The organism is Acinetobacter sp. S-1, from assembly GCF_059579785.1.
This window is the reverse complement of sequence record NZ_CM184207.1, coordinates 2,455,664-2,480,743: the sequence shown is the minus strand read 5'-3', so window position 1 is coordinate 2,480,743 and position 25,080 is coordinate 2,455,664. Positions and strand designations below refer to the sequence as shown.

Genomic DNA, 25,080 nt, shown 5'->3' with positions numbered 1-25,080 from the left:
GAGTTATTGAAAAAAAGAGTAGTGGAGCTCTGAAGTATAAGACCAATAAGTTGACTTCAAATTGTGGCTTAAGTGGTCTGAGGTCAAGTTTTTTTCAAGATACTTAAGCAATATGGTTTGCGTAACTTCAATCAAATACTGAAATATGTTGAATCAGAGTATGAATTGCCTACGTCAGTCATTGTCTTGTGCAAAAGTATGCTGAATATAAATAGAGGAGTCATTCATGGGTACGCGTTCAACCATTATGGATACCAATAGCTTTCGTCCAGAACATGCTGCTGAGCTGGATCATGCTACCCGAAAACTGACAGATAAAAGAAATAAAATTTTAGGTGAATCCTATCGCTTGTTTTATCGTAATCCCGTGCATCTGGTGAAAGGTCAGGGTCAATATTTATGGGATGCAGCAGGTCATCAATATCTGGATGTTTACAACAATGTTGCCAGTATTGGACATTGTCATCCTGCGGTCATTGAAGCGGTAAATGAGCAAATGAAAATGCTCAATACCCATACCCGTTATTTACATGAAAATATTTTGGATTATACCGAAGAACTCTTACAAACCACTCCCGATGAAATTGACCGTGCCATGTATATGTGTACGGGTTCGGAAGCGAATGATTTAGCGATTCGTATTGCCCGTGAATATAGCGGTGGTACAGGAATTATTGTTTCTCAAGAAGCCTATCATGGGACCAGTAGTTTAACATCAGGATGTTCTCCAGCACTTGGAACTGAACAACCTTTAGATGATACAACTCGCCTAGTTCCGGCACCTGATTATTATCGGATTCAAACTGATGATTTAGGTGAATGGTTTGCACAGCAGATTCAACAGCAAATTGACGATATGAACGCAAAAGGCATCAAGTTTGCAGGTTTTTTGGCGGACTCAATATTTTCTTCTGATGGTGTGATGCCTAATCCTGTTGGGTTCTTACAAAAAGCGGTTGATGTCGTGCATGCCAATGGGGGAATCTTTATTGCTGATGAAGTACAACCGGGGTTCGCGCGCACTGGCGATTCTTTCTGGGGCTTTGGCCGTCACAACGTTGTTCCTGATGTAATTACCACAGGTAAACCAATGGGTAATGGTGTTCCAGTGTCAGGGCTTTTAGCCAAGAGTGAAGTCCTTGCTGCTTTTAGTGATAAAATTCCATATTTTAATACCTTTGGTGGTAATCCTGTTTCTATGGCAGCCGCTCAGGCTGTACTTAAAGTGATTCAGGAAGAAGAATTGCAAACCCATAGTAAATATGTGGGAGGGCTACTTCTAAAAGAACTCACTAAGCTTATGGATAAACATGAGGTGGTTGGCGATGTCCGTGGCGCAGGTTTGTTTATAGGGTTTGAACTAGTTAAAGACAGAACCACTAAAGAGCCGAATAAAGCATTGGCTTTGAACCTTATTGAAGAGCTCAGAAATACTCATCGAGTTTTAACCTCAGTTGCAGGTCCTTATGGCAACGTATTGAAACTGCGTCCACCTTTGGCTTTCCAAACAAAAGATATCGATTGGTTAGTCGGTGCTTTAGATCAAGCCTTAACAAAATTAAAGTAAGACCTTCTATAAAAAATACCCCTCAAGTTGGATGTTAAATCTAATTTGAAGGGTATTTTCTTGTCTAATTTGCTCAGCTATTAAAATGAAGGCCTTTATTCAAGGCCTGTATTTGCAATGATTTAGTGTCTTAATTGACGTGGTGTAACACCAAACCAGCGCTTAAATGCACGAGATAAAGCACTTACTTCTGAATAACCTAATAAGAATGCCATTTCTGAAATTGGAATATTTTTCTGCTTAATATAATGTTCGGCCAACTCACAACGAACCTGATCGACTAAATGGGTGAAGGTCAGTCCTTCAGTTTTTAAACGGCGGGTAAGGGTGCAACTAGTTAAACCAATATCATGAGCGATTTTTTCAAGGTTTGGTTCACCTTCACTGAGTTCAAGTTGTATGTGAGAGCGTACTTGATCTGCAAGACATTGACTTGGTGAAGCGCGATTGAGTAGGTGCAACGTATCTAGAATCACTGTTAATAAAATAGAATCGCGTCCCGGCATAGCATGCTGGACGTCTTTTTTTGAAATGATGATGGAGTTAAAAGGTTGATCAAAATAAACAGGGGCGTTAAATAGTTTGCTGTGTTCTTGCCAAAATTCAGGCCGAGTATGCTCAAAGTGAATTGCGCGTGGTGAATAATGAGGACCCATTACTTCACGGATCACATTCATAAACATGCCCATGGTCAGTTCGGCATCTTGGCGTCGAGTTAAAATCGCGCCGTGTTGAACCTGATAATCTATGCGCCAGCTATCTCCTAAATCTACCATTCGATTGAGGGTATCTTTCTGATGCAAATAAAAATTATTGGTCATGTTCATGAGTGCAGATTCTAATGTGTTTGAACAAAGACCGATGTACCCAATAAGCCCTAATGATTTCGGTTGAAACTGTTGACCATAATGCAGACCAAAATTATCACAGCCTGAAACCAATGCTGCCTGTTCTAGCACTTTGCAATAATTGGGGAGTTGTAAGCTCAACGTTGGGCTGATGAGAAGTTCAGGATTAATACCACTAATTCCTAAAACACGATCAACATCTGCACCTTTTTGATGAATAAACTCGCTTAATCCAGAGGCGGCTGCAGACAATACACCTTGATTACACATATTTGAATCGACAAGATGAGCTGGATTAAGATGTAACATGTCAAGTCTCATGATATTTATTCCTAACTATTATTATATTAAGCAAAAGCCATACCAGTTTTTGCTTACGTCCTTGATTTTGTGTTGTTAAAAGTTTTTATAAAATAATAACTTATGTGTTGCTGTTTTAAGTTTCAGGCTTGATTCTTTAAGAAGAGATCAAGAGTTGTATTTAAGGTTGAGTAGCGAACTAAAAGAAGGCAGAAAATGCATTAGAGATAGGCAAAAAGGGCAGAACTAAAACAAGAAATTAAGCGGCTTCTCATGCATACAACATGTATTGTAGGCATGAGAAAATAAGTGAAATACTAATTTTTTGTAGTTTTTGCCGTTTGCGCACCATAACTTAAACTGGCCATTGAAGGTCTAAATTGACCTGTATTGGCATCGCGGCCCTGTAGTAAGAACTTAGTATTGGCTTGACCGTAGCTCTGCACAGCCTGCTGAGAAAATTTTCCAATATCAGAACTCGGACTGCGCAATCGATTGATAATTAGTACCTTCTGAGTCGCCGCAAAATCTTGCATCATATTTTGATCGCCCTCACTGTCACCCGCGATAAAAATTGGCCCATAACCATATTTAGAGACTAAAAAACGCTGGATGGTTGCGGTTTTGCCTTTACCTTGTGTTTGCGCATAACCATGACGAAACTCAGGTAAAACTCGATTTTGTGCATCTCGTTCTAACTCCATCGCGTAGGCATTTTTTTCATTAATGTTATAGCCAATCTCTGGATTAGAAATAATTTCCTTAATCACATCAATAAAAGATGCCGAACAGACATAGACATCAATGCCATTGTCCTGAAAGGCCTTAAATAGATTTTGCATTTCACGGTATGGCCTTAAACCATTTTCCCAAGTGGTTTTCACAACGCCTGCTTGGCCCGAAAGTGCTGCGGGAGACGTCCATGTCACGGGTCCAATCGGTTGCTGCATTTGCCAAGCCACCGTTGCTTTTACCAAATTACGGACTTGTTGTTCGGTAAGCCCAGTAAATAAATAGGTGACCCACGGATATGCAACTTCGTGATCAAACGTGTCTCCAATCGCCGCATATAGATATCTCATTTTAGTAATGAAATCGAGATAATGAGGATCTTGTTTAATTTGATCGAGACTTTGCTTACCTTTTAGACCGCTATAGTGGTGATAAAGCCATGAGTAGCTGGCAATAATATCTGGGGCGATTTTATCAATATTGACGGCTTGGCCTTGCTGGTTATTGTAGGCCGCTTCAAAATTTTGCGAGCTAATTCCTTTACGAATAATCTGATTAAGCTGCTCTGGCGTGACATTAAACGCTAAGTGTTCAAGCTGATAAATTAACGTTGCTTCTTCGATGTCTAAAAATACCGAAGTATTGTCAAAGTCAGTGACAATATATGGGCGTTTTTCAGGGTTATAGTTAAGGCTATCTTTTCCGTAAGTAGCAATCAATTGGTTAAGTTGGTCAAAGTTAAAAGTGTCCCATTGACCTTTTTGTATATATTCCTTTTTGGGAATAGCGATTGCGGGAGATGTGCTTTGTAGAGGGGTGTAGTTACATGCGCTTAGAGCAATCATACTTGCCAGACTACTGGTGAGTAATAGTGCTTTGGCAACTTTGCTCAGTTGATGGGTAGCTTGCATAAACCCTTCCTTTAAATTCTATAAAATTTAAAAACTAAAAATTGAAAATGAAGAAAAGCGATCTAAATCACTTTTCAAATTCCTACAGGCATTTGACCGTTTAGATATTTTTTACAAAGACGCACAGTTTCATTGGACCATTGATCACCAAGACTTTGAGCCATTTCTGTTTGTGCGTGAGAACCATTCCAAGCCATCATTTGAATGCGGCGTTGCATGATAAAAGTCGGGATCATTTCATATTCTTCAGATTGAATATGACCTACGCGCTCGTAGCCTTTTAACCAGTAATCAACCCAATGAGGTGCATTTGCATAATGTTCATTGAAGCTAATTGCAGCAGCGAGGTCATGCATAAACCAACTCATGCCGCAGTCATCAAAATCGATCACACCGATACGTTCTTGTTGTAGTAATAGATTAGTTAAACGCAAATCGGCATGAATCAGGCCATAACGTTCTTGGGTTTTGCCAAAGAAATTTAAATCTTTCGAAATTTGTGCAATGGCTTCTTCAATCACGCCGTGATCTTGAGGTCTTAAATGAGGTGCATTTTTCCAGTTTCCCCAGTGTCCATCCGCACCGATCATGGTTTCATGATTCCACACAATACGTTGAAAGTTTTCAGGCGCTTGCCATGTCTTACTATGTACATGTAGCTTTGCGGTAATTTGTCCTAGTTGCTCAAATGCAGTGGGGTCAACTTCAACAGTTGGCATATCGCCCTCAACCCAGTTGAAAAGGACTGCATAACGATAAATATCATTCGATAGTTTTAAAGTAATGACACACTCACCTGATTGATCTGCAATCGCAACAGGAACTTGAATACCACTCGCATTTAAAGCATCTAACCATTCAAGCTCGCTTTGTATATCGAGTTTGCTGTGGTAGTTGGGACGGTGAATTCGAAGCGCATATCGGGTAGAGCCAGTTGAAATCTGAAAGGTTGCATTTTCAGACTGACACAGCAGTTTGACCTGTCCTTGATATTCCGAGGGATATTGCTTAATTGCTTGTTCTGCCAGTATTTGTAATTGAACTTGGCTTAAAAATTCATTTTGTTCTACAGACATAACCCAACTCCTCAATTTAATTTTTAAACACGTTCTGTGTTGAGATGCCGTCGATCTTATAAAAGAAAAAATGAATCAACTTGACTTCAAGTGGTCGTGGAGATGTTTTGCTGTCAAGTTTTATGAATATCTTTTGCGCAACTATTGGTGGTGTAAATTTAGTCGATAAGGCAATACGACAATGAAAGAGTCAGAATTAAGCGTAGATGTGGGTGCTCTACAACAGGACGCAGAGTATTTTGCAAAACGTCAGTTAAAAAAGGGGGCAGTAGGTTGGTTACTTTTAGTGGGGCTAGGTGTTTCTTATGTCATTTCGGGTGACTTTGCGGGTTGGAATTTTGGGTTGGCACAAGGCGGCTGGGGTGGGCTCTTTATTGCAACAGTCATCGTCGCGTTTATGTATCTCTGCATGAGCTTTGTAATGTCTGAGATGTCGACGATGTTACCTACCGCTGGCGGTGGCTATAGTTTTGCCCGCGTTGCATTTGGTCCTTTTGGAGGTTACCTCACAGGGACTGCGATTTTAATTGAATATGCAATTGCACCTGCTGCCATTGCCGTATTTATCGGTTCTTATTGCGAATCACTCTTTGGAATTGGCGGCTGGGCTGTTTATCTAATTTGTTATTTAGTTTTTATGGGTATTCATCTGAAAGGTGCAGGTGAAGCACTTAAAATCATGTTTGGAATTACCGCCGTTGCTTGTATTGCACTGGTCGTATTCATTGTTGCGATGCTTCCACATTTTGACAGTGCACGTTTATTTGATATTCCAGTCAGTTCTCATGCAGGTGCAAGTAGCTTTTTACCTTTTGGCTATATGGGAATATGGGCCGCAGTACCGTATGCCATCTGGTTTTTTCTTGCAGTTGAAGGGGTACCACTAGCAGCCGAAGAAGCAAAAGATCCAGTACGTTCATTGCCACGAGGTTTGATTGGTTCAATGTTGATATTGGCATCGTTTGCACTTTTAATCTTATTTTTGGGAGCAGGTGCAGCGGGTTCAAATGCTTTAAAAAATTCGGGAGCACCTTTAGTTGATGCACTCATTGCTGTGTATGGTCAGCACACATGGTTAGCGAGCTTTGTTAACTTTGTAGGTCTTGCTGGACTTGTCGCAAGTTTCTTCTCAATTATTTATGCATATTCGCGTCAGATTTTTGCATTGTCACGTGCTGGATATTTGCCAAAAAACTTATCACTTACCAATGAAAATAAAGCGCCGTATTGGGCCATTATCATTCCGGGCATTATTGGTTTTTTACTCTCTTTAACAGGTGAGGGTGACTTACTCATTTTAATGGCAGTATTCGGTGCAACAATTTCTTATGTGTTGATGATGCTTTCACATATCAAGTTGCGCTTATCTCGTCCTGAATTACCACGCCCGTATAAAACGCCTGGTGGAATGTGGACGTCTTGTATTGCCTTGATTCTTGCTGCTGTTGCAGTAGTGGCAGGGTTAATGGTGAATCCAAAAGTTTGGTTATTGGCCGCGCTGATTTATGTCGGATTTATACTCTATTACTTGTTATATAGCCGTCATCATTTAGTGAAAGGCACGCCTGAGCAAGAGTTCGCCATGATTGATGACTAATTTTAAGTGGGTTAAAAAAAGAGGCTTCGGCCTCTTTTTTAAGCTTTATACTTCTGTACAAAAGAATATAAAAACAGTAAGTAACACTTACTCAAGTATCATTTTAATCTGATCGATATTTATACAATATAGTTACCAGATCACAAGGATATGAACTCATGAAATTTCTAAAATTTCTAACTTTTAGCACCATTCTTACTTTATCCGCACATAGTTATGCGACAGTGGGCGGTGGACAAAAAATTGAAGTATTGGGCTATCAGCAAAAAGAGAAGAAACTTTATGTATTAAGACATTATGAAGATGGTCGAGGACGTCTACCACAACTCTATTATTATCTATTAAATAGTAAATCGCCTGATAAACTGATTGAAGTTAAATCTCTCTATATCAATCCAAAAACACATAAGATTGATTATGATCAAGATAGTAGAGCGTTTGATAAAGCTCTAAATAAAATTAAAAAGAATTTAACTCCTTTGATCGTAAGTAATGGTAAGACCGTAAAAATTCAAATATTAAAAGCTCATCAGAATCAAGTATCGTCTTGGTTTGATCCTTCAGGAAAGATCACGCAATATAAAACAGAATATGTTGTAAAATCGCCGTCCTTACAAAGTAAGCCCCATGTTGCGGTTCATTACACCAAAGCAATAAAAGTTTCCCAAAATTATAGCGTGCCTAAACACAATAAGAGGTTAGTTGTCGTTAAATATCTGGGGGTTCCAGAAGAAACTGGTTACGATATTGAAGACCCTGTTTTACTACTTCCTGTGAAAAAATAAGTTTAAGAGCAAATTATTTTCTGGGTTCAAAGCGGCAGCAGTAGGGCATCACTATCTAGATGTTTACAACAATATTGCCGGCATTGGTCATTGTCATTGTCATTGTCATTTTACGATCATTGAAGCGGTAAATAAGCACAAGGAAATATTCACTTGTTACTTAGATTGATTCATTCAAGGTCGAGTTGGTCGTCATCTTTGGTGACTTTAATTTTTAACTTCTTATATTTCCGTTTATTGGGGTCAATTGCAGAATTTATAACTTCATCTGAAAAAGCTGAACATAACATCAATTTTGCATATGCTCGGTAACCTATCAAAATTCTTCGTAGTGGATAGTCTGTTCTTGTAGAGTAATAGTCGATTCTGGAGTTCAATTCTTGTAGCAGAGTCTGCTGTGACATTGGAATAATTTCTGTAAGAGGTGTATGCAGCATATAGTGATTTATCTACTGTAAGAAGAATTATTTTGAAAATGTTATAAATTTTAGATAAATCAATATTTATATTACATATCAAAGCATTTTAGATATGCAAAATATATATTTATTCTCTTTAAATTTAAGGAGATATGCTGCAAACATAAATTTTTGATGATGCTGTAAAGATAATAGTAACAACTCTTTTTAAAGCCACAGTGCACTATGTGTTATAGTCAATTTCGATTAATTATTGGAATTAAAATGGATATCTGTATTGGCGGTATACTTGATGGGAAAAAAAGAAAAGACGATCAAAATCATTTCAGAGTAGATAGTCATTATTCTGATCATGGATCCGAATATAATAAAGAGCATTTTCATCTACATGGGCAGCTTCATACATTTTGGATAAGTGAAGAGATTGATTTTTGTGATGCACAAAGAAGAGTTGAATTAATATTAAATAAAAGATTAGAACTTGTTTAAATTAAAAATAAATATATGTATTAGCGTTTTTTAGGTTCACTGTGGGAAATGAATAAAACGTTTTAATTAATATGATGTTAAACAAAAGCTCTATTTAATATAGAGCTTTTGAGCTATCAATTATTTTATTCCTTTTTTTCTTCATTATTATTTTCTTTAGGATTATTTTCTTCTTCAGGCGATTGTACAGGTTTTTCAGTTTTATCCTCATTAGGTTGCACATTGGAATCATTTTGGTTTTGTGTGGTTTTTTTTGAAAATTCTTTGAAATCAGACATTTTAAACTTCTTAATAATAGTAAGGAAGCTTTATGGTAGGCCTTTAATTCGCTTACATTGCGGTGATTATGAGAACTCTATGTAGAGATATGTGCCTGAAAGTGCTTAATTCTCGACATAATGTTTCTTTGAATCAAATAGACTGTTGATATATAAGTGGAAGAAAATTTTAATCAAATACAAGAGTTAACATATAGCTAGAGAGCTATTGTTTTCAATGGTTTTTTGATAATTATAATTTATTTAAATATATTATTTTAATTTCTTAATTGGAGGAAATATTTTTAATTAAAGTGGGGGATTCGATCTGTAAATATATTTATACAACATAAAGATACAGTTTTACATGCATACTCAATCAAATTAATTAAAAAATGAGGGAAATATGGATGATGAAATGAAAAAATATTTTGATGTGGCTGAAAGTGTTTACAATAATATTCACTTTAAAAATCAGTACTCTAAGGATTTAATTGACTGTCTGAATAGACTGTTAATTGAAATTAAAAAAGAAGCAGCTATAAACAATTTACAATTAAAATATCCTGTTATTGATTTTGAAAGTTGTTTAAATAGGCCAATGAAAGAGCGTATTGTTAAAATTGATTTAAGCCTTCTCCCTAATTTTGATAATGAACATGAATTTATTCTTTGGTTGGCGGGATTTGTAAAAAGTATTTCTGTATCTAGGAGTTATTATTTTTAAATAACGGTACGAAAATAAATATTTTTTAAATGTGTTGTATAAATATTTATTTGGCGTATACTCGATTTAACTAGAAAAAAAGACTTATTAGTAAATCCTCTTTTAGTATCGTAGTTTTATTCATAATCCTTCGTTTTTTTAAGATCTTAAACTCAATTCGTTATTATTTTTTCAAAGTTTAATGAGTCATAAAATGTGACTTTATATTATTAAAAATCAAAGGATATATTATGTCTAATACAGCAATCGGTACAGTGAAATGGTTTAATGAAACTAAAGGTTTTGGTTTTATTCAACAAGATACAGGCCCAGACGTTTTTGCACATTTTAAAGAAATCAGTAGCTCTGGGTTTAAAACCTTATATGAAGGTCAACGTGTTAGTTTTAATATAGCTCAAGGACAAAAAGGTCTTACAGCTACTAATATTATTGCCCAATAATATTTTGAAAATAAAAAAGCATCTTAGGTGCTTTTTTTGTTTTTAGTATATTAATCATAAAGATAATTTTAAATAAATTAAAAATATAAATTATTATAATGATAAACAACAATATCATATTCAGATACACTTGCGTTGTATCTATATAAAGGTAAAAGGACTATGTTAACTAAGTGCTAGATAATCATCTACACAACATTAAATAGGAGAGACTCTAATGTCTCAACAAAACCAAGTTAAAAGCGATCAAGACAAATCAAAAGAGCAACAACAGCAACAGCAAGATGGTAAAGAGTTTGAGCCTAAAAGCCCTGATCAGAATGCTGTAGAAAAAGTGGATCAAAATGATAAAAATGAGAAAAAATAATATTATAATAAATTTATTTTTTCTTAAATGATGGGTTGGTAGAAAGAATAATGATTCTTTTTGCCAATTTATAAAATTAAGAGGAATGTTTTTAATATGTCTTTTATTATAATAATTTTTATTTTGTTTGTTTTTGCTTATATTTTGTTTAAATTTTTTTCTAAAGTTAGTCTAGAACTTCCCGAAAGTACCCTAAAAATAGCTGGTAAAATATTTACAGAGAACAAAAACTTTTTTGAGCATGAAATACTTGTAACTTTATACCAAGAAGAACTGATAACTTTAGTCGGTAACCAAAATGGTGGTAGGACTAAGGTTTTTAAAAATGCTGTAATATGCCTAGAAAAAGAAACAGATAAAATTGCTGTCTATATAGATACTTTAAGAGTTGGATATCTTAATAAAATAAATGCCTCAAGTTTTGTTAATTTTTTAGAAATAAAAGGTTTCAGTGATAAGGATGCTTTTGAGGTTGATGCAGTTATAATAAGTGAAAAATCAAGCAAATGGAGTGTGAAGCTAGATATACCGTATGATATGAAAAAGTTTAGATTTGATAAGTATTAATTTTTAATGACCATTTAATAAATGTTGCTATAAGATATATTTTGGAACACTTTTTTAGTATTTAAAATAGAAAAAGAGATCATAATAATTATATCAATAATAAGAAGGACAAATGAAATGGAACTTAGAGCCGTAAAAATGCATAAAATGTTTAGAGATTTTCATGAAGAAAAGGAACGTGGCTATATAGGGGAATATGATGAAAAACATAACCTTGTAGCAATATATAATACGTTTAAAGAAAAAATGCAGAAAATAGAAGGAACTTATCAATGGGTTTTACCCTCATCGGGTGAGGTTTTTTTTGTTGAGGAAGATCCGCTATATAGTCGTTAGTGAATTTTGCCTCCTACTTTAAGCAGGGAAAGGCCTGTTTATAAATCCCAATTTAACAATAAGTTGCTAATTATTTATCCTTACTTTTTAATGATCTATTTTAAAACAAATGTCATTTTGTGTGCTTGACTGTAAGAGGGTTGGACACTATCCTTTGCGTGCTGGCCTACATTGCCAGTCGGTTTTGACGGACCGCTTCTCAGAGCATTAAAAGAGCTTTCTTTTAGTGTTTAGCCCCTCGTGCCCCCCTCTAAGGTGGAACGGGAGGGGGGACACCCTCGGGTGTGCTGGCCTCTGAGACCAGTCCGTCAACCCCTCTTTCGTTCTGCCACCATAAATTTAATGTCTGGCAGAACTCCCAATAAAAAGGAGTTGGCTTTGCACATCCATTATTTCTTGGCGGCCCTTGCCATAAGCTATTACGACACAGCTTAAACGTTTAAAGCAGTTTGATCGCCCTAAGGTTTTCAAGCTTTAAATCGTCACGACCAAAAAACTTACTCAACAATAAACTTGAGATGTGCCAAGCACAGTCTTTATAGGCTTTGCTGTGCCTTTTTTTTCTCCCAGAAAGGGCACAGGTTTTTTATCTCATTTATATACAACAAGAATTTTTATAACGGTAAAACTATGCCAAAGTTAGTTCTCTCAACACGTGCTATTCAAGTTATTAATACGTCGATTGATTTATTTCATCATCACGGCTTTCATACGGTTGGGGTCGACAGAATTGTGAAAGAGTCAAAAATTACTAAAGCGACCTTTTATAACTTTTTTCATTCAAAAGAGCGGTTTATTGAAATTTGTCTGATCGTACAAAAAGAACGTCTAAAAGAAAAAGTGGTTTCAATTGTTGAGTACGACCAAGGCTTAAGCGTGAAGGAAAAACTTAAGAAACTTTATTTCTTACATACCGATTTAGAGGGACTGTACTATTTATTGTTTAAAGCCATGTTTGAAATAAAACTGACCCATCCAAAAGCCTATCAAACCGCGTTGAGATATAGAACGTGGCTCATTAATGAAATCTATAGCCAGCTTAGAGCAATCAAGAAAGATGCGACTTTTCAGGACGCCAAGCTATTTTTATATATGATTGAGGGTGCAATTATTCAGCTTTTAAGTTCAGATGGGGGAATCGATCGGGAAAAGGTGATAGATTTTTATATAATTTATGTCTAACAGAGACGAATTAATCTTTATTTTTTGTGATCTATTCATCATTAATTTTTATCCCTGCGGACGGTTTGGGGCAATAGATTGCAAAAGTTTTATATTAATTACTTAATAACCAAAATCCCTTACATTTTGTAATGATTAATTCATCATAATTCCTTAAAAGGCAAAAGATATAAGAATGCCTATAATAAAAGGGAAATAGGGATGACAAAATTTATAGCTATCGCAGAAAAGGTTTACGAAGAATTCGAGAAAAAAAATTTATTTTCTGAAAGCACTATTGAGCAGCTCAATAACTTAGTGAGTGCGATAAGAAAAGAGCTCAAGGGTTCTTCATGTAAACTAAAAAGTAATTACTTTGATTTCGAAGCGTGTTTAAACAAACCGCCCGATCAGTGCTTAGTTAAGTTAGATATCAGTTTAATGCCCAAATATAAAAATAAGCTTGAATACATTATGTGGTTAGCCAGCTTTATAGAAAGAATTACAGTTGGAGGCAGACCTAAGCTTCCACCACTCACTAGCTTGGTTCCTGCTGAATATCAAGCCAGACAAGAAGTTAAAGTTGATTTAGAAGAAGAAAAAAGAAAGTCAGAAGAAAGTGCCAATATGATTAGAAGCTATTTTGATTCTGACGATTATAAAAAAAATGAAAAAAGTTTGGCAATTTCATAAGATGAAGCGCTAAATTTTATTTACAAATGGAAATCTCAAGCAGCTGTTTATGAGAACAGTTGCTTGTTTATGTTAAAAATCTAAAAATGATTATCAGCCGTAAAAGATGATTAGGACCCGTAAGTGGGTGCGTACCTTATATGACCCAGAAATAAATATTATATTAGGGCTTATCGCCATATAGGATCCAGAACTTTCGAGATTTTATTTACTCAGCTAATTTTGAATTTGGTTCCATCAATGTAAGTAATACTCTTTTTACATGACCAAACTCTTTTTTAGGGATGCAGCCATACAATTTACACAGGATGAAGAATGAATAATTTGAATTTTAAAACTCTAAAGAAGTATTGGCTGCGATTCGTGGGTATTGCTGTAATCGCGGGCTCTTTAGTATTGGCATTTGCTTGGGTCGCTGGTCTATTTGGACATCGCACCACAAGCAAAACTTTTTTGGGAGACTCATTAAATAACTTTGATCCCGGATATCGACGTGCACACGGTAAGGGTATTTGTTTTGATGGCACTTACCACAGTAATGGTGCGGCAGCGGCACTCTCTAAAGCCACTGTATTTGCCAAGTCTGATATACCTGCGATTGGCCGTTTTTCTATTGGAAGTGGTAACCCGCATGCGGCAGATAATTCGACAGCAACAGTAAGTATGGCTTTATTACTTTCCGCAGCTGATCATTCACAATGGCGCATGAAATTAAACAACTTTCCCTATTTCCCTACACGAAATGCTGAAGGTTTTTTGGCACAGCAAAAAGCATTTAAACCAGTTCCAGCTACTGGCAAACCTGATCCAGCCCTAGTTGAGGCTTTCTTAAAAGAATATCCAGAAGCACGTAAGTCTATTGAGCAAAAGGCGAAGATGCCATTAACCGGTAGTTTCAGCGGTGCAGAATTTTATGTCGTAAATGCTTTTATATTGCGGGCTGCCAATGGACAAGAACAGCCAGTCCGTTGGTCTATGCGTCCTCATGCAAAATTTATTAGCCTGACGAAAGAACAACGTGATCAAGCTGGCCATGATTTTTTATTTAAAGACATCAAAAAACGTTTAGCTGAAGGGCCGCTCTATTGGGATTTAGTTTTGCAACTTGCCGAGCCGGGAGACCCAGTGAATGACCCATCTCAACCTTGGCCAAAAGAACGTAAAGAAGTGATAGCAGGAACATTGGAAGTCAAAAATGTAACTGAACAGGTAAATGGCGTTTGCCGTGATATCAACTTTGACCCAACACTAGTTCCACCCGGAATTGAGTTATCAGATGATCCGGTACTCGCCGCACGAGCAAGCATCTATTCACAATCTTACAATGCTCGCTTACGTGAAATTGGATTTGGCAAAGCAACGGATGCCGTGGGCAAATAGGAGAGATCAGCCATGCAAAATAAATCTAACAATAATGCTCCACGTCATTTTAATTTGACTGCTCGAATACTACATTGGCTTATGGCAGTAGCGATTTTGGCCATGCTATTTATTGGTGTGGGAATGACAACCTCAATCACTTGGCGTCCGTGGTTAATCGATATCCATCGTCCTTTAGGAATCGCAATCTTATTATTGGTCATCATTAGATTAATAAATCGACTCTATTTTCCAATTCCCCCTTTGCCGCCGACTGTACCGCGCTGGCAGGCGTTTATGGCCCATGCATCACATTGGCTGCTTTATATTTTGATGTTTAGTTTGCCATTGCTCGGATGGGCAACGCTATCGGCAGGTAACTGGCCTGTAACTTTATTTCCTGGTTGGGACCTTCCACCTATAGCACCTACTAACTCTACGCTTTACGCTTGGTTCCGTACTCTACACGGAATTTTGGCTTGGTTATTATTTGCTGTGGTTATTGGTCATCTGTCTGCTGCGTTATTACATGCATGGATTTATCGCGATGGCGTATTCTCAAGTATGGCTTTGGGCTCTTCTAAACCATCAAGTAATGGGTCTTCTGCTGAAAAGAAGAATGCTGATTGAGGGGAATTATTTAGCTCAGATCAGGCGGACGAGAGGGAAAAGATTTTCGATTGTTTTTTTAATCATCTGTTTGAATATAAAAATAATTTAAATAATAGAATGTATGGTTTGCTTGTTTTTTGTTAGATGAGCAGACCATAGCCCCTGTGCAATAAGATGAGATCATTACTCCGATAGAATCAAATCATCCGATCTAACTTTTTGTTTATATTGTAAAAAAATAATATTTTGACTTTATTGGCATATTATTGCTATTTTATTTTACGTTAATCGTAAATTGATTACGTATTGCATAATTAAAATGAATTAATTTAAAGCATGTCATGGAGAAGGGAATACCATGAAAGAAGTTGCATTAAGTGATTTGATCAATCAGCAGAAAGTTGGACGCTATCAAAAATTTATTCTGATCACCTGTTTATTACTGATGATTATGGATGGCTATGACATCCAGTCTATGGCTTACGCAGCCCCAATGATTATAGAAGAATGGGGTGTTCAAAAATCCATGCTAGGAATTGTGTTTAGCGCCAGCTTATTTGGTTTGTTTGTCGGATCATTTTTATTAAGTTCACTCTCTGATCGTTTTGGCCGCCGTCCCATCTTACTGATCTCGACTTTTATGTTCTCGGTATTGATGCTGGTGACACCACATGTAGGCAATATTGAGCAATTGACTGCAATCCGCTTTGTTACAGGAATTTTTTTAGGAGGGATCATGCCAAATGTTATGGCTTATAGCTCCGAAATTGTTCCATTCAAATCTCGTATTTTTACCATGATGGTCATTTCTTGTGGCTATACGGTAGGGGCAATGTTAGGGGGCGGTATATCCGCCTTACTAGTTCCTTGGGGAGGCTGGCAGGCAATTTTCTATTTTGGCGGTATTGTTCCTTTAATTATTTTCTTTATTACATACTTTAAGCTGCCAGAATCTTTATATTTTTTGAGTGAAGATAATAAAAATACTCCTAAGATTTTATTTTGGTTAAAGAAGTTTTATCCCGCATTAACATTCAATTCAGAAATAAAAATCATCAATAACACTGAAGTTGAGGTTAAAAAGTCGCCGCTTGAGTTATTTAAAAATCAGCGCGCGTTTTTTACCTATTCCATCTGGATCATCAGTATTTTAAACATGATCAGTCTATATTTTCTGGCAAACTGGTTACCGACTTTGGCCAAAGAATCAGGACTCTCACTAAATCAGGCATTGATGATCGGTTCCACTCTACAATTAGGCGGTACGGTTGGTAGTGTTGTGATGGGCCTTAAAATCGATAAGACAGGATTTTATAAAGTATTAATTCCTGTTTTTTTGGTAGCAGTGATGAGTGTTGCTTTAATTGGCTATGCGGTTAGCCATATTGTTTTATTATTTATTATCATTTTTATTGCTGGCTTTGCCATTGTTGGTGGGCAACCTGCCATTAATGCACTGTCTGCCAGTTATTACCCAGTTTCACTTCGTACTACAGGGGTGGGCTGGAGTATCGGAATTGCCCGTTTGGGTTCGGTCATTGGGCCGCTATTTGGTGGCTACCTTTCCCAATTTCTGGTCATTACCCATTTATTCGTGATTGCTGCAATACCTTCGCTACTCGTCATTATCATGCTGATGGTTCAGGCTAAGTACCGATCATAAAAACTATTGCATACATCATGCACATATTGATTGTAATTATGATCGGTAAGTAGATATAAGAAGTTGGTCACATGCTACTTCATGAGCTATTTAACTCGATACCACGTTTGATTTCGGCCAATCGCAGAGATACCAATGTATCCACGAGCAGTAAGTTTTTCACCATCTGGTGATACTGTTAGGCTAAAGCGATAGGTCTTATCTGACTGTGGGTCGAGGATAGATCCTTTGTCATATTTATTTTGACCCACACTTTTTAAATTTTTGACGATGGTTAAACCAATCAAAGATTTATTTTTATAAGTACCTTCGCACATCGTACATTTGTTAGCCTCACTTGGAACAAGTATTTTTTCGATGTTTGCAGAGAGGTTGCCATTTTTATCTTGGCTAAATCTTACCAATGCTCGAGGTTGATTAGTTGCGTCATCAATGGTTTTCCAAACACTGCCATGTAATTTGTCCGATGCAAATGAATGAACCGAATAAAAGCTGAATAAAATTAATAATAAATATTTTTTCATATCAATGGTTTCTCGAATTAAAAATAAATGGTTTTAAAGGCCAGAATTATTCATTTTAAATTTAACTTCACAATTTTCTTAGTATTGAATCTATAAGTTAAACAATATGTAAAGTTATAATCTATTTGTTTGGATATTATTTTGATTAGTTTTTTTATGCAATTGCGAGAATGGACAGAATGATTAAATTTATAGTGCTTTAATTTATCATTTTGATAAAAAATATTTTATAGGTTTTTGTGATCTTAGGATTTACATAAGTTTGCTAGAAATGTAAGTCAAAGAGACCAAGATCAGAAACTGAATATCTGAACAGTGTTCTATAAATTTCGAAATAATTATATTTAGTGGAAAGTTCAACTAAAATATGATTCATAAATTAATTTTTTTTTATTTAATATTGATTTATTGTTTATATATAGATAAATAAATATATGAATAATTATGGAAAATAAAGTGAGCAATATAAATGAGAATTTCAAATTTAAAAATTAAGGGGTTTAGATCTTTTGGAAGTACAGGGGTAAACATCTCTCTAAATGAAGATTTAGCTGCCTTTATTGGTCTGAATAGTGCTGGTAAAACTACGGCTCTTGAAGCACTCAGAAAAATATTTGGACATTCTATTGCAGAAAGAGAAATAAATCGTCAGGACTTCCATATTGGGAAAAATGAGAACCCAGATCAAATAAGTGAGCGAGAGTTATCTATAGAAGTAAAAATAATTTTCTCAGAAGATGAACAAGAAGCTGTTCCTCATTTTTTTTCCAATTTAGTAGTTGATGGACTCGGTGAAGAACCTTATCTTCGTATAAGATTAGAAGCAACATGGAAGAAGTCTGAAATTTTGCCGCAAGGTGAAATTGATGTAAAAACTTATTTTATATGTGTGCCGGAAGTAGAAAAAGAGGATTCTGCAAGTAAACGTAGTTTTCCAAACCATTTTAGAAGTCTAATTGAAGTTTTGTATGTTCCAGCTATCAGAAGGCCAGCGGAACAACTCAGATATGCTTCTGGTAGTATTTTATATAGAGTTCTAAGAAAAATAAAATGGCAAGATGAATTTAAAGAAGATTTCGATAAGAAAATTAATGAAATCAATGAGTCTTTTCAAAGTTTAAAAGAGTTTAGTACAGTACAAAATTCTATAACTGAATTTTGGAAGCGATTTCACAAAGATGAACGCTATAAAGATACTTTATTAGGATTTAGTGGAAGTGACGTTGATTCTATTCTAAAAAAGTTAGAAATTTCTTTCAGTCCTACGGGAACTCATAAAACTTTTGGAATAGATGAATTAGGTGATGGGTATCGTTCTCTATTTTATTTAACTTTGGTATGCTCTCTCTTAGATGTTGAAGAAAAATTAGCAAAAAATGATGAACAAACAATAGGTATTACAAGACCTCTCCTAACTATATTAGCGATCGAAGAACCGGAAAATCATATTGCACCGCAGTTGTTGGGAAGAGTGGTTCAGATATTAAAAGTTATAGGTGAAAAACAAAATTCACAAGTATTATTATCTTCGCATACCCCTTCTATAGTCAAAAGGTTAAAACCTGAAAGTATAAGCCATTTCCGCATTGCTGAAAATTATGAGACCGAAGTAAATAATATTTTACTTCCGAAAGAAAGTAACGAGGCTTATAAATATATAAAAGAAGCCATACATAATTATCCAGAAATATATTTTGCTAAATTGGTTGTTATTGGAGAGGGTGATAGTGAAGAAGTTATTTTTAATCGTTTAATGAATATAATGAATGTTGATTTTGATGATAATATTATAACTTTTGCTCCTTTAGGTCATAGATTTGTAAGTCATACTTGGAAATTACTAAATGCTCTACATATTCCTTATATTACATTACTTGACTTGGATATAGAGAGAGAAGGTGGAGGGTGGGGGCGAATTAAATATATTCTAAAGGAATTAATTGCAATAGGATTTAAAAAAGAAAAGTTACTGAAACTTAGTGATGATACTATTTTACCAGATGAAAGTTTTAATAATATGCATAGTTGGAAACTAAATACAAAAGATGAGGTGAAAAATCTTAATAGTTGGGTTGATTTTTTAAAGAACTATAATATTTTCTATTCTAACCCTTTAGATTTAGATTTCCTAATGCTTACGCATTTTAAAGAATTTTATAAAAAGGCTATACCTGAAAATGGAGGTCCAAGAATACCTGATAAAACTTTAGAGATTGATAAATTCAATGAAAAAGTAAAAACAGCTATACAAGCTACTTTAAAATCAGAACAAGCTACGGCAGTTACATATAGAGATGAAGAGAAAGAACTTATGATTTGGTATAATTATCATTTTTTGGGTAGAGGTAAGCCAGTAACACATATTCAAGTGTTATCTTCAATGACAGACTCTGAGCTAAAAGATAATTTACCTGAAGTTTTTCAAGAGGTTTTTGAAAAAATAACACTACTATTAAATGCAGAATAATAATTATGAATAAGATTAGATTAGAAGATTGGCAACCAGCCGATGGTATAGTTCTTGAAAAGAACGCGCTAAAAGTAGCGAAAGGTAAAGATAATAATTTAGTCGTAGCTGGTCCAGGTTCGGGTAAAACTGAGTTGTTAGCTCAAAAAGCAAGTTTCCTATTACAAACAAATACTTGTATATTTCCTTATAAAATATTAGCAATCAGTTTTAAAAGAGATGCCGCTTATAATTTAAAGGAACGAGTACGTTTACGCTGTGGTGATGAATTATCAAAAAGATTTGAATCATTAACTTTTGATTCATTTGCAAAGCAAATATTTGATAGATTTAAGCACGCATTACCTGACGACTACAAAGTTAAAGGCGAATATAATATTATTCTTAGTGATAAATTTATTTTAGATTTTTATGAATCTGAAGATATTTCTTTCTTTAATACAGTTGATAAAGAAAAAATTTTAGAATTACATTATTCAAAACTACCGCATTCTTTATTATTAAGAGAAGAACAAATTAGAAAAGCTGTTTGGGATAAAATGCTGAAAAGCTCTCCTGTAAACTTATCTTTTAAGATGATAATGAGATTAACTGAATATATTGTTAATACTAATCCAAAAATAAAAGAATACTTACAGAAAACATATCATTATATTTTTTTAGATGAATTTCAAGATACTACAGAAGTACAATATGATCTTTTTAAAAGCTGTTTTTTAGGTAGCAAAAGCTTTCTTACAGCTGTAGGCGACGATAAGCAAAGAATTATGTTATGGGCAGGAGCCCAACGTTCTATTTTTGATGATTTTCTGCTTGATACAGGAGCGATACGCACTCCTCTTACAATGAACTTTCGTTGTGCTCCACGACTAGTAACCTTGCTAAATTACCTCACTGAGCATCTTTTATGTAAAACTGACTTCGCTACACCGTCACCTAAATGGAACGAAGATCAAGGAGAGTGTTCAGTTTGGGTTTTTAATAATCCTGATGAAGAGATGCAAATACTATTTCATGAAATTAAAAATTGGATTGATAAAGAGGGAGTTGATCCTAGAAATATTTGTCTTCTTGTGAAACAACAGTTAGTACAATATGCTGGAAATTTAATTGATTATTTTAATAAAAATGGATTAAAAACCAGAGACGAAAATAAATTTCAAGATATACTAACCGATGAACTTTCTATATTTATTATTAATCTACTTTATTCAATTTTTGATATTAGAAATATTAATGCTAGAAATGATTCTTTTTCATTTTTGAGTAATCTTCATACTGAGTTAGAAGATCAGCAATTATTAATTTTAGAAGATAGTTTGTCTAATTTTATTAAAGAAATGAGAAGTGATTTTCTTACTGCTATATTAACAGTAAGCTCTATTGAAACAATGGTATCAAGGATAGTAAATTTAGCAGATAAAGACCGTTTGAGTTCTTATTATTCAAACTATAAAAATAAGGGTATGCTTGATTCGATAGTTCAGAACCTACAGGATGAGTTGGTAGAAAACTATATGATTACTTCTGCATTACTTCCTGCTTTAGATATGCTTATAGGGAAAGATACTATCCCAGTTATGACAATACATAAAAGTAAAGGATTAGAATATCAAAGTGTTGTTTTTATTGGTTTGGAAGATGGGGCATTTTGGTCATTTCAAAAGCAGCCAGATGAAGACAAGTGTGCATTTTTTGTAGCTTTATCAAGAGCTAAAGAGCGAGTAATATTTACTTTTAGCCATCAAAGGGAAGGGAGATTTGGTATGCGAAGACAATCAACTGAAAATATCGGTATAATAATTACAAACCTTCAAGGTTCAGGTGTTGTTAATACAGTTAAAAAAAGTCTTCAGAGCTAATTTAAAGAGTTAATTAATTTTCTAAATTGAAAAATATTTAGGCATGTTTTTAATTTTTAAATCATGCCAAGTATCAATTTTACTATTAATTGAGGTTTTAAGGGGGGATAAAGTCAATGTGAATATATGTATGACTTTTATGCAGCTCATTAAAGTAACATTAATAAATTTATCTGAGTAACCCCAATAAAGAATTTGATTTATGAGTTACTCATTAAATTAAGAAATCAAACAGTTTGTTGGTTAAATTTAGCATAAGTAGAATAAAAAAACATCCACTACTTTTTAAATTAGTTAGATTGCGTGTAACTCATCACAAATTATAAAAATAATATGCAAATCATGTGATTAGTATAGATTGACACTGTGCAATATTAAGTCTTATAACTAAACAATCCTGAAAGCTGTTTCTTTAAAAGGAACAGAAAAAACACAATATAAAGATGAATAGACATTAGAACAAAAAGTTAAGGAGAGAAGAAATGAAAGTCATTAGACATGCTTTATTTTCTCTGATGGGAATGTTGACAATAAATAGTGCAGATGCTGGAAATGCATCTACATCATTGAGGGTCAGTTTAACCATTCTAGAAACTTGTGAAGTTTCCACACAAGGAAACTTAGATTTTGGTTCGGTTGAACGTGCTCAGCCAGTTCCTACTGCAAGAACGGATGTAACTGTGCAATGCAGCAAGAATACACCTTATCAATTGGCAGTAACTTCAGACAATAATTTTGAACTTAAATCTGCTGACAGCCCAGCATCTGTTGCATATGTACTGTATCAAGATGCGGGCCATACTCAAATTTGGGGAGGGGTAGCGGATAAAATACCTTCACGAATCGCGACAGGAATGAAAGAAAATATTCCCATCCATGGAGCGATCATATCAACTACGAATGTTCAGGCGACCAAGTATGAAGATTGGGTTCGTGTGAATGTTATATATTAATTTTGAAAACCAAAATAATCATAAATATCAAAACTAATTTATAAAAAAACTGTTTTTAGGGCAGAATAGAATATTTTAAAAAAAGCTACACCAAAATATGGTGTAGCCAGTTGTTTTGATAGAACTAAGCACCACGCATTAATGCTGCTACTGCTTTTTCTAGAAATTGTAGCGTCACTGGTTTGAGCCAAGTACCGTCAGCAAGGCTTGGTTCACTTTGCATTGCTGTACGGATTTTTTCTTGAGTAGTTGGATTTTTGCCAGCATAGCCTTGTAGCATAGAGAGCCATTGTTGTGCCAAATGCTTTGCTCCATCACTATCTGGCGCGACCTCGGCATCAATCAATTTTTCAATTTCGACCAATAATTGAGGCCATTTTTTCATCTCACGAATATAATTCTCTTTTAGAAAAATAAACTCATCGTCAGATAAATAACGGGCAAAAATACTCAGCTTACTCTCAGAAAAAGCTTTAAGTAAAAACTCAACAACTTCTGGCGTTACGCCTAATTTTTCCTGAAATTCAGGCTCGGCTGAGTTTATGGCATTTAGTTTAACTAACCATTCTGGGTTAGCTCGCGTATTGTGCTCAAGAGTTTTCATCCACTTTCGAGCCAAGTCTTGAGCTGCTTCACTGTTAGATGGTTCGCCAGCATTAAATAGTGCATTTGCTGCTTGAGTTAACTCTTGCCATTCTTGGTGGCTTTTAGTGCCTGCTTGTAAGAAAGTTAGTTTTTCAAGCTCTTCTTTTGTAAAGTATTTTTCAAACATCGCTATAAGCTCCAGTGTTTTTAGCCAATCCTCCAAACCAAGCTCTTCACCACTTATGATCTGAGATTTAAGTTTGCTGAGCTGATTTCGCAATTTCTTTTGCTCTGTCAGCCTTTGATCAATTGCTTGAATCTGCTGATCAATAATCGGTAAAAGTGCAAGATTGGGGTCTTCAAGAACCGTATGGATTTCGGCTAACGACATTCCCAGTCCTCGTAATGCTTGAATCTGATGCAAACGAGTAATGTCTTTACGGGTATATAGTCGATAACCAGCATCGGAACGGACCGAAGGCTGAAGTAAACCGATATCGTCATAGTGATGAAGAGCACGGACAGTAAGTCCTGTTTGCTTAGCCAATTCACCAACTTTTAACAGCATCTTTTTAGCTCCTTCTTCCTTAGGCGTGTTTTATGCTAGGGGCTTACGTTACGTGAGGGTCAACTACTTTAAATCATAATTTTCATTATTTTTGATTTGCTAGATATCCGAATTTATCTCTTTATTTCAATAATTACCTGAGTTTCATTGCGAGATCTTAAAAAAAGGTCTTTTAAAGTGAGTTGGTTTAATAATTCCTAATGAGCTCGTCTATCCAGTCAGAAAACACCCGTACTGCTGGTGAAAGAAAACGCTGATGTGGATAAAGTAAAGTCACGGCAACAGGTGGTGGACACCAGTCTTGTAATACTGCGATTAGTCGTTTTTCTTTTAAGTGATCTATCACAAGTCTTTCTGCAAGTTGAGCGAGGCCATATCCTTCAAGGCACATTTTGATATAAAGCTCAGTTTCATTAACGGCAACAGTACCATTCATTTGTACGGTTTTTTTTTCTTCATTTCGTACAAAGCGCATTTCACCAGCGTGTCTGTTGCTCCCTGAGAAATAATGAATAGCTCGGTGATGTTCCAAATCATTGGGAGTTTGTGGAAATCCATTTTCTTTTAAATATGCAGCTGAAGCGCATGTGACCCAGTGAAACTCACCAAGAGGGCGGGCTACCAGCGTGGAGTTCTCTAAATTTCCCATGCGGATTACACAGTCCACGCCTTCCTTAATCAGGTCTACTTGTCTATCGCTGACACCTATCATGAGATAAATATCAGGGTAACGCTGTTGAAACTCTTGCAGATTGGGCATGATGACCGAATGAGCAATGCCCGCAGGCATATCAACTCGTAATCGGCCCTGTGGCTGTTTGATGGCGTTAGTCAGGTTGGATTCGGTGTGTTCAATGAGGTCGATTATTTCTCGGCACTGGATGAGATATTCTGCTCCCTCTGGAGTCAGGCTAACCCGTCTCGTTGTCCTATTTAACAGGCGTACCTGTAAATACTTTTCAAGATTTTTAACTGTGCTGGTGACTGTTGAAGCGGGTAGTGAAAGTGCTTCTGCCGCGTGGATAAAGCTCCCAGCTTCTGCCACCCGAACAAAAATCTGCATTGCCTGAATACGATCCAATCTCATACCTTTGTTCCAATACTATACTCACACTCTTAGATTATTCGTTTTTACTGAATAATAAAAACAGTTTAACCAGCTTTTTCAGCATTATCACTTCAGATAGATTTTCAGCATACATTTGAGAAGTTGGA

Annotated in this window: 25 protein-coding genes; 16 read left to right on the top strand and 9 right to left on the bottom strand. The window is 35.4% G+C overall.

The genetic code is table 11. The annotated features are described in order from the left end of the window. The first annotated feature begins 226 nt into the window (after nt 1–226). Nucleotides 227–1,567, top strand: coding sequence for an aspartate aminotransferase family protein (locus AC52J8_RS11790; protein WP_032003241.1), 1,341 nt, complete (start codon nt 227–229; stop codon nt 1,565–1,567). A gap of 122 nt (nt 1,568–1,689) precedes the next feature. Here the strand turns inward: AC52J8_RS11790 and qhpR are convergent, their stop codons facing one another. The 3 genes from qhpR to AC52J8_RS11775 all read right to left on the bottom strand — a co-directional run bounded on the left by qhpR (nt 1,690) and on the right by AC52J8_RS11775 (nt 5,434). Next, entirely contained in the window at nt 1,690–2,724 is a 1,035-nt protein-coding gene (gene qhpR / locus AC52J8_RS11785) for an AraC-like transcriptional regulator QhpR (RefSeq protein ID WP_496538918.1), read from the bottom strand. A 308-nt stretch (nt 2,725–3,032) separates the two neighbouring features. Continuing rightward, nucleotides 3,033–4,358, bottom strand: a complete 1,326-nt coding sequence (locus AC52J8_RS11780) for an HAD family hydrolase (RefSeq protein ID WP_496538788.1) — start codon at nt 4,356–4,358, stop codon at nt 3,033–3,035. A gap of 74 nt (nt 4,359–4,432) precedes the next feature. Then, nucleotides 4,433–5,434 (bottom strand): phosphotransferase enzyme family protein, encoded by a 1,002-nt coding sequence (locus AC52J8_RS11775; protein ID WP_496538787.1) that lies wholly within the window; start codon nt 5,432–5,434, stop codon nt 4,433–4,435. A 181-nt stretch (nt 5,435–5,615) separates the two neighbouring features. Here AC52J8_RS11775 and eat point away from each other — a divergent pair, with 181 nt between their 5' ends. Together eat and AC52J8_RS11765 are read left to right on the top strand one after the other, a co-directional pair. Continuing rightward, complete coding sequence (gene eat, locus AC52J8_RS11770) at nt 5,616–7,031, top strand: ethanolamine permease (protein WP_032056555.1); 1,416 nt, start codon at nt 5,616–5,618, stop codon at nt 7,029–7,031. 158 nt (nt 7,032–7,189) lie between these two features. Then, nucleotides 7,190–7,816 carry a hypothetical protein gene (locus tag AC52J8_RS11765; RefSeq protein WP_391486035.1) on the top strand — a complete coding sequence of 209 codons (627 nt, stop codon included), beginning with the start codon at nt 7,190–7,192 and terminating at the stop codon, nt 7,814–7,816. Between the two features lie 170 nt (nt 7,817–7,986). Here the strand turns inward: AC52J8_RS11765 and AC52J8_RS11760 are convergent, their stop codons facing one another. The 3 genes from AC52J8_RS11760 to AC52J8_RS11750 form a co-directional block, all read right to left on the bottom strand. Next, complete coding sequence (locus AC52J8_RS11760; RefSeq protein WP_024436173.1) at nt 7,987–8,220, bottom strand: hypothetical protein; 234 nt, start codon at nt 8,218–8,220, stop codon at nt 7,987–7,989. Between the two features lie 340 nt (nt 8,221–8,560). Beyond that, complete coding sequence (locus AC52J8_RS11755) at nt 8,561–8,677, bottom strand: hypothetical protein (RefSeq protein ID WP_119026689.1); 117 nt, start codon at nt 8,675–8,677, stop codon at nt 8,561–8,563. A gap of 172 nt (nt 8,678–8,849) precedes the next feature. Then, the gene (locus AC52J8_RS11750) at nt 8,850–9,002 is read right to left on the bottom strand and encodes a hypothetical protein (protein ID WP_081404189.1); all 153 of its coding nucleotides are present in this window, start codon (nt 9,000–9,002) and stop codon (nt 8,850–8,852) included. 385 nt (nt 9,003–9,387) lie between these two features. On the opposite strand from AC52J8_RS11750, the gene AC52J8_RS11745 reads away from it, so the two are divergent. The 10 genes from AC52J8_RS11745 (at nt 9,388) to AC52J8_RS11700 (ending at nt 16,906) form a co-directional block, all read left to right on the top strand. After that, the gene (locus AC52J8_RS11745; RefSeq protein ID WP_086354891.1) at nt 9,388–9,708 is read left to right on the top strand and encodes a hypothetical protein; all 321 of its coding nucleotides are present in this window, start codon (nt 9,388–9,390) and stop codon (nt 9,706–9,708) included. Between the two features lie 230 nt (nt 9,709–9,938). Then, nucleotides 9,939–10,148, top strand: coding sequence for a cold-shock protein (locus tag AC52J8_RS11740; RefSeq protein WP_014206275.1), 210 nt, complete (start codon nt 9,939–9,941; stop codon nt 10,146–10,148). A gap of 217 nt (nt 10,149–10,365) precedes the next feature. Continuing rightward, a complete protein-coding gene (locus AC52J8_RS11735) occupies nt 10,366–10,515 on the top strand; it encodes a hypothetical protein (protein WP_081410639.1) in 150 nt (49 codons plus the stop codon). Between the two features lie 96 nt (nt 10,516–10,611). Further along, nucleotides 10,612–11,082, top strand: coding sequence for a hypothetical protein (locus AC52J8_RS11730; RefSeq protein WP_372539009.1), 471 nt, complete (start codon nt 10,612–10,614; stop codon nt 11,080–11,082). A gap of 147 nt (nt 11,083–11,229) precedes the next feature. Continuing rightward, nucleotides 11,230–11,418 (top strand): hypothetical protein, encoded by a 189-nt coding sequence (locus tag AC52J8_RS11725; protein WP_014206277.1) that lies wholly within the window; start codon nt 11,230–11,232, stop codon nt 11,416–11,418. A 630-nt stretch (nt 11,419–12,048) separates the two neighbouring features. Then, on the top strand, nt 12,049–12,600 hold the full coding sequence (locus tag AC52J8_RS11720) for a TetR/AcrR family transcriptional regulator (protein WP_032064002.1): 552 nt from the start codon (nt 12,049–12,051) through the stop codon (nt 12,598–12,600). Nucleotides 12,601–12,801: 201 nt separating this feature from the next. Beyond that, nucleotides 12,802–13,272 carry a hypothetical protein gene (locus tag AC52J8_RS11715; RefSeq protein WP_032064003.1) on the top strand — a complete coding sequence of 157 codons (471 nt, stop codon included), beginning with the start codon at nt 12,802–12,804 and terminating at the stop codon, nt 13,270–13,272. A gap of 315 nt (nt 13,273–13,587) precedes the next feature. Beyond that, a complete protein-coding gene (locus tag AC52J8_RS11710; RefSeq protein WP_032064004.1) occupies nt 13,588–14,652 on the top strand; it encodes a catalase family peroxidase in 1,065 nt (354 codons plus the stop codon). A gap of 12 nt (nt 14,653–14,664) precedes the next feature. Further along, nucleotides 14,665–15,261, top strand: coding sequence for a cytochrome b (locus AC52J8_RS11705; RefSeq protein ID WP_347745986.1), 597 nt, complete (start codon nt 14,665–14,667; stop codon nt 15,259–15,261). Between the two features lie 340 nt (nt 15,262–15,601). Continuing rightward, nucleotides 15,602–16,906 (top strand): MFS transporter, encoded by a 1,305-nt coding sequence (locus AC52J8_RS11700; protein WP_329759517.1) that lies wholly within the window; start codon nt 15,602–15,604, stop codon nt 16,904–16,906. A gap of 86 nt (nt 16,907–16,992) precedes the next feature. On the opposite strand, the gene AC52J8_RS11695 is transcribed toward AC52J8_RS11700, so the two are convergent. Continuing rightward, nucleotides 16,993–17,430, bottom strand: coding sequence for a DUF2147 domain-containing protein (locus tag AC52J8_RS11695; RefSeq protein WP_017403077.1), 438 nt, complete (start codon nt 17,428–17,430; stop codon nt 16,993–16,995). Nucleotides 17,431–17,899: 469 nt separating this feature from the next. Between AC52J8_RS11695 and AC52J8_RS11690 the strand changes: the two genes are divergently transcribed. From AC52J8_RS11690 to AC52J8_RS11680, 3 genes are all read left to right on the top strand, one after another. Next, entirely contained in the window at nt 17,900–19,897 is a 1,998-nt protein-coding gene (locus tag AC52J8_RS11690) for an ATP-dependent nuclease (protein ID WP_496538786.1), read from the top strand. Between the two features lie 5 nt (nt 19,898–19,902). Continuing rightward, complete coding sequence (locus AC52J8_RS11685) at nt 19,903–21,759, top strand: UvrD-helicase domain-containing protein (RefSeq protein ID WP_329759515.1); 1,857 nt, start codon at nt 19,903–19,905, stop codon at nt 21,757–21,759. A 482-nt stretch (nt 21,760–22,241) separates the two neighbouring features. Next, nucleotides 22,242–22,712, top strand: coding sequence for a Csu type fimbrial protein (locus AC52J8_RS11680; protein ID WP_329759514.1), 471 nt, complete (start codon nt 22,242–22,244; stop codon nt 22,710–22,712). Nucleotides 22,713–22,836: 124 nt separating this feature from the next. Here AC52J8_RS11680 and AC52J8_RS11675 read toward each other — a convergent pair whose 3' ends face one another. Next, entirely contained in the window at nt 22,837–23,865 is a 1,029-nt protein-coding gene (locus AC52J8_RS11675; protein ID WP_496538785.1) for a MerR family transcriptional regulator, read from the bottom strand. A gap of 187 nt (nt 23,866–24,052) precedes the next feature. Beyond that, entirely contained in the window at nt 24,053–24,952 is a 900-nt protein-coding gene (locus AC52J8_RS11670; protein WP_125739024.1) for a LysR family transcriptional regulator, read from the bottom strand. Between the last annotated feature and the right edge of the window lie 128 nt (nt 24,953–25,080).

What these genes read in the sequence shown, in the direction of transcription:
- AC52J8_RS11790 (WP_032003241.1), top strand. Translation starts at nt 227, where the DNA reads ATGGGTACGCGTTCAACCATTATGGATACCAATAGCTTTCGTCCAGAA.
- qhpR (WP_496538918.1), bottom strand. Translation starts at nt 2,724, where the DNA reads ATGTTACATCTTAATCCAGCTCATCTTGTCGATTCAAATATGTGTAAT.
- AC52J8_RS11780 (WP_496538788.1), bottom strand. Translation starts at nt 4,358, where the DNA reads ATGCAAGCTACCCATCAACTGAGCAAAGTTGCCAAAGCACTATTACTC.
- AC52J8_RS11775 (WP_496538787.1), bottom strand. Translation starts at nt 5,434, where the DNA reads ATGTCTGTAGAACAAAATGAATTTTTAAGCCAAGTTCAATTACAAATA.
- eat (WP_032056555.1), top strand. Translation starts at nt 5,616, where the DNA reads ATGAAAGAGTCAGAATTAAGCGTAGATGTGGGTGCTCTACAACAGGAC.
- AC52J8_RS11765 (WP_391486035.1), top strand. Translation starts at nt 7,190, where the DNA reads ATGAAATTTCTAAAATTTCTAACTTTTAGCACCATTCTTACTTTATCC.
- AC52J8_RS11760 (WP_024436173.1), bottom strand. Translation starts at nt 8,220, where the DNA reads ATGTCACAGCAGACTCTGCTACAAGAATTGAACTCCAGAATCGACTAT.
- AC52J8_RS11750 (WP_081404189.1), bottom strand. Translation starts at nt 9,002, where the DNA reads ATGTCTGATTTCAAAGAATTTTCAAAAAAAACCACACAAAACCAAAAT.
- AC52J8_RS11745 (WP_086354891.1), top strand. Translation starts at nt 9,388, where the DNA reads ATGGATGATGAAATGAAAAAATATTTTGATGTGGCTGAAAGTGTTTAC.
- AC52J8_RS11740 (WP_014206275.1), top strand. Translation starts at nt 9,939, where the DNA reads ATGTCTAATACAGCAATCGGTACAGTGAAATGGTTTAATGAAACTAAA.
- AC52J8_RS11735 (WP_081410639.1), top strand. Translation starts at nt 10,366, where the DNA reads ATGTCTCAACAAAACCAAGTTAAAAGCGATCAAGACAAATCAAAAGAG.
- AC52J8_RS11730 (WP_372539009.1), top strand. Translation starts at nt 10,612, where the DNA reads ATGTCTTTTATTATAATAATTTTTATTTTGTTTGTTTTTGCTTATATT.
- AC52J8_RS11725 (WP_014206277.1), top strand. Translation starts at nt 11,230, where the DNA reads ATGTTTAGAGATTTTCATGAAGAAAAGGAACGTGGCTATATAGGGGAA.
- AC52J8_RS11720 (WP_032064002.1), top strand. Translation starts at nt 12,049, where the DNA reads ATGCCAAAGTTAGTTCTCTCAACACGTGCTATTCAAGTTATTAATACG.
- AC52J8_RS11715 (WP_032064003.1), top strand. Translation starts at nt 12,802, where the DNA reads ATGACAAAATTTATAGCTATCGCAGAAAAGGTTTACGAAGAATTCGAG.
- AC52J8_RS11710 (WP_032064004.1), top strand. Translation starts at nt 13,588, where the DNA reads ATGAATAATTTGAATTTTAAAACTCTAAAGAAGTATTGGCTGCGATTC.
- AC52J8_RS11705 (WP_347745986.1), top strand. Translation starts at nt 14,665, where the DNA reads ATGCAAAATAAATCTAACAATAATGCTCCACGTCATTTTAATTTGACT.
- AC52J8_RS11700 (WP_329759517.1), top strand. Translation starts at nt 15,602, where the DNA reads ATGAAAGAAGTTGCATTAAGTGATTTGATCAATCAGCAGAAAGTTGGA.
- AC52J8_RS11695 (WP_017403077.1), bottom strand. Translation starts at nt 17,430, where the DNA reads ATGAAAAAATATTTATTATTAATTTTATTCAGCTTTTATTCGGTTCAT.
- AC52J8_RS11690 (WP_496538786.1), top strand. Translation starts at nt 17,900, where the DNA reads ATGAGAATTTCAAATTTAAAAATTAAGGGGTTTAGATCTTTTGGAAGT.
- AC52J8_RS11685 (WP_329759515.1), top strand. Translation starts at nt 19,903, where the DNA reads ATGAATAAGATTAGATTAGAAGATTGGCAACCAGCCGATGGTATAGTT.
- AC52J8_RS11680 (WP_329759514.1), top strand. Translation starts at nt 22,242, where the DNA reads ATGAAAGTCATTAGACATGCTTTATTTTCTCTGATGGGAATGTTGACA.
- AC52J8_RS11675 (WP_496538785.1), bottom strand. Translation starts at nt 23,865, where the DNA reads ATGCTGTTAAAAGTTGGTGAATTGGCTAAGCAAACAGGACTTACTGTC.
- AC52J8_RS11670 (WP_125739024.1), bottom strand. Translation starts at nt 24,952, where the DNA reads ATGAGATTGGATCGTATTCAGGCAATGCAGATTTTTGTTCGGGTGGCA.